Here is an 8496-nt window from a genome sequence, read left to right as displayed (position 1 = left end):
CCAGGCAGCATGGCTGTCTGAGGTGTCGCCGGCGCCTGATAGGCAATGACCTGCGGCCCCTCGTGAACATTCAGAAAATACCCTACGCCATGCCCCGTACCGTGGCCATAGTTGACGCCGTCGCTCCAGATCGGCGCGCGAGCGATAGCGTCCAGCAACGGAGACAGAATGCCCTTCGGGAAATGAGTGCGCGACAGCGCAATGACCCCCTTGAGGACTCGCGCGCAGTCCTGCTTCTGTTCGACGCTCGGCGTACCTATTGCGACCATGCGCGTGATATCAGTGGTGCCGCCAAGGTACTGACCGCCCGAATCTATCAGCAACAAGCCATCCCCCTCGATCAGAGAATGCTCTGCTTCGGTCGCGCGGTAATGCGGCATCGCGCCGTTGGCATTGAAACCCGCAATGGTCGCAAAGCTGGGCGACACATAATCCGGGCGACGCTCCCGCGCCTGAGTGAGCATTTCATCGATTGTCAGCTCGCTGACGGGCTCTTTCCCCAACGCGCCATCCAGCCAGGCAAAGAATTCACAGAGCGCCGCGCCGTCCTGCTCCATTGCATGGCGAATATGATCCGCATCGACCTCGGTTTTCTGCGATTTCAGCAGTGTGCTCGGGTTCAGTCCCTCGACCAGCATCACTTCGCTGTCCAGATAATCGAGCAACCCACATGTCACACGCGCCGGATCCACCAGCAGTCGAGCGTCTTTGGGCAACTCACGCAAGGCCGCGCCGATTCGCGTGTAATCCAGCAGGTTGACACCGTCGCGTTCGAGACTGGTACGCACGCCCTCCGGGACCTTCCTGGCATCAACAAACAACGTCACACTTTGCGGACCGATCAATGCGAAGGAGATGAACACCGGATTGTAGGACACGTCTGCGCCGCGCAGATTAAACAGCCAGGCAATATCATCCAGCGTGGCGATAAAGTGCCAGTCAGCCTTGCGCTCGAGCATGATCTGACGGACGCGTGTCAGCTTCTCGCCACGAGTCAGCGAAGCCTGCGGAGGCAGATGCTCGTAAATCGGGTGAGTCGGCAAGACCGGGCGGTCCGCCCACAGTTCGATGAGCAGATCGATGTCGGTCCGCAGGCGAGCGCCGCGCTCGTAGAGCTTGCTGGCCAGAGTACGAGAAGAAGCAACAGCGAGAACTGCGCCATCAACGGCAACCACGGTCTCAGCCTTGGCCTGATCAGCCAGCCATTCAAGCGGGCCTTGCTGGCCAGGTAACAGCTTTACCAGCTCTATGCCGCTGCCTGCGAGCTCTTTGGTTGCCTGCTCCCAGTAACGACTGTCAGCCCATATGCCCGCAAAATCCTGGGTGATGATCAACGTACCGACTGAACCGTGAAAACCTGACAGCCATTGCCGGCCCTGCCAGTAACCGGGCAAGTATTCGGAAAGGTGCGGATCCGCCGACGGCACCAGATAGGCATCGATGTGCTCCCGGCTCATCAAGGCGCGGGTTTGCGCAAGACGTTCTGCCACTGCTGAACCGACGTAGGATTGCGTGCTCATTGATTCTCCTGCTGACCCGAAAATTGGCTGCTTTCGCTGGTTCAGATAATGGAGCACTCATCGAGACTGAGCAACCGCCCAAAACGCTGGCCGAAGCAGGGATTATCTGATCAACCCGGCCGCGCGTCCGATGTCCTGCTCATGAATGAAGCGGCCCATGCCCAGTCGGAACCACCAAGCCCCCTGGAGAATCATGCATTACACCAAATAGAACCCTATAGAACATAAAGCTCGCACCAGGTATGCAGGCCAGCCTGCCTGGACGACCTTTACTGCTTCGAAATGGCGCGTAAAAGGTGCCAGTAAAAAGCAACGCTTAACTGCTGTTTTTTTGACACTCATAACAATCAACGAGTTAGCGAATAAGCCGAAAGTCTTTTTCTGGAAAACAACAGAAGACTGACGAAATAATTTGACAGATACCCTGTTGCCACCGATATATAGCGCTGTCAGACACACATCCTGATCATTACGCACATGCCGCAGAGCAGGCGCCAGGATAACCACGTCGAAGTTGGCTGCTGTTCCGTCCCACGCAGTTAGTTATTTCCCCAGTGCTCATCTTGCGCTGGCGGATGCCTGTTGACTCTTGAACCCCCCCTTTGAAAGTACTGAACGCGTTCGGTATGGCGGTAGCGTTGCCTGAAGCAATGTGACGCTGTAGTCGAGACGCGCCTGGCCATTCGTTTGGCAACAACCTGGTTCAGAGAGACATGGAGGCTTCGATGATTAATGTGACCAAGACTTACCTGGGGAATATCGATCAGTTCAAACGCTACGTCGAAGGGATTTACGCCAGAGGCTGGCTGACCAATCATGGCCCGCTGGCGAAGGAACTGACTGACCGCCTCAAGGATTACCTGGGTGTCCGTCATATTATTCTGACCAACAACGGCACACTGGCCTTGCAGGTTGCCTATCGCGCCTTGGGCCTGACAGGCAGCGCCGTGACCACGCCGTTCAGCTTTGTCGCCACCAGCAGCTCGCTGCAATGGGAAGGCATCCGGCCGATTTTTGCCGATATCGATCCGGCCACCTGGAACATCTCTCCGCAACACATCAGCAACAGTATCGCCGAGGACACTACCGCGATCGTCGGCACACACGTGTTTGGCAATCCTTGCGCCGTTGAAGCAATTCAACAGATTGCTCGCAAACACTCGCTCAAAGTGGTGTATGACGGCGCGCACGCATTCGCCGTGCGCCATGCGGGCCAGTCGGTGCTGAACCATGGCGATATCAGTACCCTGAGTTTCCATGCCACCAAGCTGTTTCATACCATCGAAGGCGGCGCGATCATCACGAATGACGACGAACTGGCCAGGAAGGCCCATCTGTTGTGCAACTTCGGTATATCCGGAGTAGACCGAATCGACGGCATTGGCATCAATGCCAAACTCAATGAGTTTTCCGCAGCGATGGGGCTGTGTGTTCTGGACAACATTGAAAACATTCTCGAAGAGCGCGCAGAGATCGCGTGCCGCTACACCTCATCACTGGAAAGCTACCTCGATCTGCAGCAACCCCAGACGGACAGCAGCCTGAACAACAGCTACTACCCCGTGGCCTTGCGCGACGAGCAACAGCTGTTGCAAGTACGCACTGCGCTGAACCTGCGCGAGATCAACCCCCGTCGTTACTTTTATCCATCGCTGGACACGCTTGAATATCTGCAACCGCAACCGGCACAGGTCGTCTCGCGGGCGTTGAGCGAACGGGTGCTGTGCCTGCCTATCTACCCGGGCCTGCAGAAAAGCGATCAGGACCTGGTCATTCGCACGCTGATCGAAGCCTGCAGCCTGGAAGGTTCCGGTTATGGCGCGCCTGCCATTGCGCGGGCAAGTTGATCATGACCCACGGCCCCTCCTCGCTTCATGTCTCCATCTTTCGTAACACGTTACTGAATTACGGTGGTCAGGCTTATGTGCTGCTGATCGGGATTCTGATCATGCCGTTCTACCTGAACCATCTGGGCGCCGAAGCCTATGGCCTGATCGGTTTCTTCACACTGCTGCAAGCCTGGTTGCAACTGCTGGACGCCGGGTTGTCTCCAAGTCTGGTACGCGCAGTGGCTCATCAACGGGGCATTCCCGCGCTCGAGCAAAAGCTTGGTCTACTGTTGCGCTCGTTTGAGCTGCTGTTTCTGCCGCTGGCGGTGCTCAGTGGTTTGCTCATCGTTGCAGCCAGCACATGGATCGCCACGCGCTGGCTCAATGCAGACACGCTACAGCCCGACACGCTGTCCTACTGTATCGGCTTGATGGGGTTGATCATTGCCCTGCGCCTGTATTCGACACTGTATAAAAGTGGTCTTCAGGGGCTCGAACAGCATGGCTGGCTCAACGCTGCCAATGTGTCGATCGCCACGCTGCGCTATCTGGGCGGGCTGCTGCTGGTCAGCCAGTTCTCCCAGGACCCAAGGCACTTCTTTGAGTTTCAGGCAGCAGTGGGATTGATCGAGACACTGGTCTTCGCCTGCAAAGCCTGGCACCAGATGCCCGCGCCACGCTGGCTGAGCGGTCTGGACTGGCCACTCGTCAAACCGATTCTGCCGTTCGCCGGCAGTCTGTCGCTGAGCGCGGTGCTGTGGGTCGTGCTGACCCAGATGGACAAGGCGCTACTGTCGAACGTGCTGCCGCTGGACCAGTACGGCTACTTTTCCCTGGTTGCGTTGATTACCACCGGCATTCTGATGCTGGCCAATCCACTGATTCAGACGCTGCTGCCGCGCATGACAGTGTTGATGGCCGAAGGCAAACGCGACGACATGCACGCGTTGTTTCTCGGCGCTAATCGCATGGCCTGCAGCGTTCTCTTTCCACTGGCCGCCGTCATTGCCTTGCATGCCGAGCCGTTGATCTTCGCGTGGAGCGGCGACGAAATGGCCGCCCGCTGGAGTCGTCCGGTGCTGGGCTGGTATGCACTGGGCAGCGCGATCATGGCCGCCAGCGCCTTTCAGTTCTATCTGCAGTACGCCTATGGCCGGATGCGGCTGCACCTCTGGTACAGCCTGATATCGACCGCCATCACGGTGCCCGTCATGTGCCTGGCCATTCATTATCAGGGCGTGTACGGCGCTGCGCTGGCCTGGTTTTTTCTGCGCATGACGTCTTTCGCCATCTGGCCGTTGATCGTGCATCAATGTCTGGCGCCAGGCATTCATCGGCAGTGGCTGAGCGATATCGTGCGCATCACCATCATGACCGCTGTCGGGTTGGCGATCAGTGAGCCTGTGTTTCGCCTGATCGCAGGCCAGAGTCGAGGCAGCCTGCTTTTGGCAATGGCCGTCAGCGGTCTGATCACACTCGCGCTAGTGGCGGGCAGTCACAGGCCACTAAGGTCGAAAATCCATGTTCTGTTCAGCAAACCGAGTACTTGAACAATGGATACCATCGTTAAAAAAACTACTGCGCAGCCACCGCTATTAAGCATTGTCTGCCCGGCTTACAACCAGGAAGCCTTCATCGCTCAGGCGCTGGACAGCTTCCTTTCGCAGCAGACACGCTTCGATTACGAAATTCTGATCAACGACGACGCCTCCACCGACAGTACCGCACGCATCATCGCGCAATACGCCGAGCGGTACCCGACGATCATTCGAGCGTTCTACCAAAAAGCCAACCAATACAGCCTGGGCCAGCCCTGTGTTCCGGCGCTTTTTGCCAGCGCACGCGGCCGCTATATAGCCTATTGCGAAGCAGACGACTACTGGACGGATCCGCTCAAACTGCAAACTCAAGTGGACTTTCTCGAAAGCCATCCTGGCTGCGTCATCACTTACCACGATGCGTTCGCCTTCGACGAGAACGGTCAGTATGGCGTGCAGTTGAAAGGCCGCCTGCGCGCCGACGCCACGCCTCTGGAATTACAGAAAGCACGGCGGCTGTCGACCCTTACCACGTGTTTTCGCAATGTCTTCAGCACATTGCCTGCGGAGCTGAATGTCCGCAGCGCACCGCTTAACGACATGTGTTGGTGGTCGCTGCTGGGCGCTTATGGCAGCGGCAAGTTCCTGGGAGAGATCAAGCCCGCAGCGTATCGACTGCACCCTGGCGGAGTGTTTTCCATGCGCAGCGACAAGCGCAAGATCCACATGAACCTGATGACCTGCTTCAGCCTGGCCAACTACTACAACCGTATCGGCAATCAACCACTGTACGAGCACTTTCTGGTCCAGACGGTTTGCCTCGCGCTGGCAGCGCTTGCTCCTCGCCGCAAACTTCAGACCCTGTGGAAAGTGGCGGGCAACCTCGTCGGCAACCTGTTCAAGCGTCTGTTGCCGACACCGACTGACAGCCATGTTCAGTAGCGTACTGGTGCTGTGCGTCGGCAACGTCTGCCGCAGCCCGATGGCGGTGGCCATGATGCGCCAGCGCCTGGGGTCCACCACAGTGTGTGTTGATTCGGCAGGCATCGCCGCGCTGTCAGGCTCACCTATAGACCCGTCGGCCCGCGCCGTGCTGGATGCCCATTGTGTGCCGCTGCAGCCCCATGCCGCACGCCAGGTCAACCACGAGCTGCTGCACCAGGCAGAGCTGATCCTGGTGATGGAACGGCGGCACATGCCCGACCTGCTCAGGTTCGCGCCCGCAGTACGTGGCAGAACTTTCTCGATTGGCCAGTGGCAAGGCCCGCTCGATCCCGATATAGCCGACCCCTATCGGCGACCCCTTTCAGCCTTCGAACAGACCTATGCGCAGCTCTCGCGGTGCATCGACGACTGGCTTCCTCATTTTCAGTCAGAAGAGACACGATAAATGACCGTCATGAACCATGCTCTTTTGGATCACTACCAGGATTCACGGGTCGATCTGGCAACCGTTCTGCGGATGTTGTTCGATCACAAAGCCTTGATTCTCTGGACCGTCGGGCTGTTCTTCCTGATCGGGCTGGCCTACGCGATTCTGGCGACGCCTTACTACCAAGCCAATGCCATGATCCAGATAGAGCCCAGAAAAATCGGCATTGAGGGCACGCCAGAGGCCAGCGGCAGGCCGACGTCAGTGTCCCAGGCGACCACCGAGATCGAGCTGATCAAATCACGTGCATTGCTAGGCAAGGTGGTCGATGACCTCAAACTCAATGTGCTGCAGACCCCGGACTTCTTTCCGGTGATCGGTCCTTACCTGCATCGCACCTTTACCCCTGGAAGCCAGCGCACGCTGGCAGAGCCCTTGTTCGGCCTGAACCGCTATGCGTGGGGCGGCGAGAAAATCGACGTTTTTCAACTCGACGTGCCGGAGTCTCTGCTCGGCGAAAACCTGACTCTGACTGCAGGCCAGCCCGGCCAGTTCTCGCTCTACGACGATGAGCACCGTCTGCTGCTTCGCGGCGCGACCAATCGCGTCGTCGAGGGCAGCGGGGTCACGATCCAGGTCGCCGCGCTGCAAGCACGTCCCGGGACTGATTTCACGGTCTCAAGACAACGCACCTTCAGCACCGCGTTGAGCTATCAGAACCGTTTGAAGATCACTGAGGCCGGCAGAGACTCAGGGATCATTTACCTGTCCATCGAAGACCCGGATGCGCAGAAGGCCAATCGAATTCTCGAAGAGGTGAGCCATCTGTACGTACGCCAGAACGTCGAGCGCAGTTCTGCCGAGGCGGCCCAGCGTCTGGAGTTTCTGCGCTCGCAACTGCCTGCGGTGCGCAAACAACTGGAAGAGTCGGAGGTCGCGCTGAACAATTTTCAGACCAGCGCCAAGTCTGTGGACCTGAGCATCGAAACCAAGGGAGTGCTTGATCAGGTGGTCAGTCTCGACGCGACGCTTTCCGAGCTGAAACTCAAACGCGTCGAACTGGAGCGTCTGTACACCCGCGAGCACCCGACCTACCGCAGTTTGATGAGCCAGATCAATCAGCTTGAACAACAGAGGCAGGCCCTGCTGAAAAAGATCGAAGCGCTGCCCATGACCCAGCAGGAATTGCTGCGTCTGACGCGCGACATGCAGGTCACCAGCCAGACCTACACGCTGATGCTCAACAAGAGCCAGGAGCAGGACATTCTGCGAGCGGGCAGCATCGGTAACGTAAGGATCATCGACAATGCCGACAGCAACATAGAAAGGCCCGTCAGGCCGATGAAGAAGCTGATCGTACTGATTGCCTCTCTGTTCGGTGTCCTGGTTGCGGTGACCATCATTTTCATACGTCAGGCGTTCTATCGTGGTGTTGAAAGCGCAGAAGTCATCGAAAGCCTCGGCATGCCGGTCTATGCGTCGCTGGCCTTTTCGCGCCATCAGGATCGACTGGAGAAGCCCGGCAAGAACAGTCGGGCAACGCTTGAGCCGAAACTGTTGAGCATCGCGGCGCCCGACGAGCTGGCTGTCGAATCATTGCGCAGCCTGCGTACCAGCCTGCATTTCGCGATGCTTGAAGCGCGCAATAACGTGCTGATGATATCGAGCCCGACGCCGGGCGCCGGCAAATCTTTTGTGTCGGCCAATCTGGCGGCGATCATTGCCCAGACCGGCAAGCGGGTGTTGCTTATCGATGCTGACATGCGCAAGGGTTACCTGCACCGTATCTTCGGTCTGCAACCCAGGCACGGCCTGTCCGACACGCTGGCCGCCCGATTGCCCTGCAGCGAGGTCATCAACCCGACGCGCATTCACCACCTGGATCTCATCTCCTGCGGGTTCGCGGCGCCCAACCCCTCGGAACTGCTGATGCATGACAATTTCCACAAGATGCTGGCCGAGCTGTCGCCACGCTATGACCTGATCCTGATCGACACACCGCCCATCCTGGCAGTGACCGACGCGACACTGGTGGGGCGTCAGGCAGGCACCTGCCTGCTGGTCGCGCGTTTTGGCATGACCACGATTAAGGAGATCGAAGCCTGCAAGCGTCGCCTGGGCCAGAACGGAGTGTTGATCAAAGGGGCCATTTTCAATGCGGTGGTGCGCAACGCCATGACCTCCGACTACGACTGTGCCGCCTATGGTTACAACTACCACCCCGCCCCCCGCTAGCC

Annotated in this window: 6 protein-coding genes (1 of these 6 only partly in view); 5 read left to right on the top strand and 1 reads right to left on the bottom strand. The window is 58.1% G+C overall.

Annotated features, from left to right (window positions below):
• A protein-coding gene (locus tag I9H09_RS10635) for an aminopeptidase P family protein (protein WP_122324762.1) crosses the window boundary here: on the bottom strand, window positions 1-1520 show its 5' portion. Its footprint begins 289 nt before the window's first position; only the first 1520 of its 1809 coding nucleotides appear in the window; it begins with the start codon at window positions 1518-1520; its stop codon lies off the left edge, out of view.
• Between the two features lie 725 nt (window positions 1521-2245).
• Here I9H09_RS10635 and I9H09_RS10630 point away from each other — a divergent pair.
• Genes I9H09_RS10630 through I9H09_RS10610 form a run of 5 tightly spaced genes read left to right on the top strand, consistent with a single transcriptional unit; the run spans window position 2246 to window position 8494 of the window.
• Complete coding sequence (locus tag I9H09_RS10630) at window positions 2246-3367, top strand: DegT/DnrJ/EryC1/StrS family aminotransferase (protein ID WP_122312831.1); 1122 nt, start codon at window positions 2246-2248, stop codon at window positions 3365-3367.
• 2 nt (window positions 3368-3369) lie between these two features.
• Window positions 3370-4899 (top strand): lipopolysaccharide biosynthesis protein, encoded by a 1530-nt coding sequence (locus I9H09_RS10625; protein WP_122347270.1) that lies wholly within the window; start codon window positions 3370-3372, stop codon window positions 4897-4899.
• Window positions 4900-4902: 3 nt separating this feature from the next.
• Window positions 4903-5829, top strand: coding sequence for a glycosyltransferase family 2 protein (locus I9H09_RS10620; protein WP_122312833.1), 927 nt, complete (start codon window positions 4903-4905; stop codon window positions 5827-5829).
• The gene (locus I9H09_RS10615; RefSeq protein ID WP_122312834.1) at window positions 5819-6277 is read left to right on the top strand and encodes a low molecular weight protein-tyrosine-phosphatase; all 459 of its coding nucleotides are present in this window, start codon (window positions 5819-5821) and stop codon (window positions 6275-6277) included. The genes I9H09_RS10620 and I9H09_RS10615 overlap by 11 nt, the downstream gene beginning before the upstream one ends.
• Entirely contained in the window at window positions 6278-8494 is a 2217-nt protein-coding gene (locus tag I9H09_RS10610; protein ID WP_236502288.1) for a polysaccharide biosynthesis tyrosine autokinase, read from the top strand.
• Window positions 8495-8496 lie beyond the last annotated feature (2 nt).

This window comes from Pseudomonas tremae (genome assembly GCF_023278125.1).
In the GTDB taxonomy this organism is placed as follows: domain Bacteria; phylum Pseudomonadota; class Gammaproteobacteria; order Pseudomonadales; family Pseudomonadaceae; genus Aquipseudomonas; species Aquipseudomonas tremae.
Note: the sequence above shows the minus strand (reverse complement) of the source record. Positions and strands in the feature narration are given on the sequence as shown.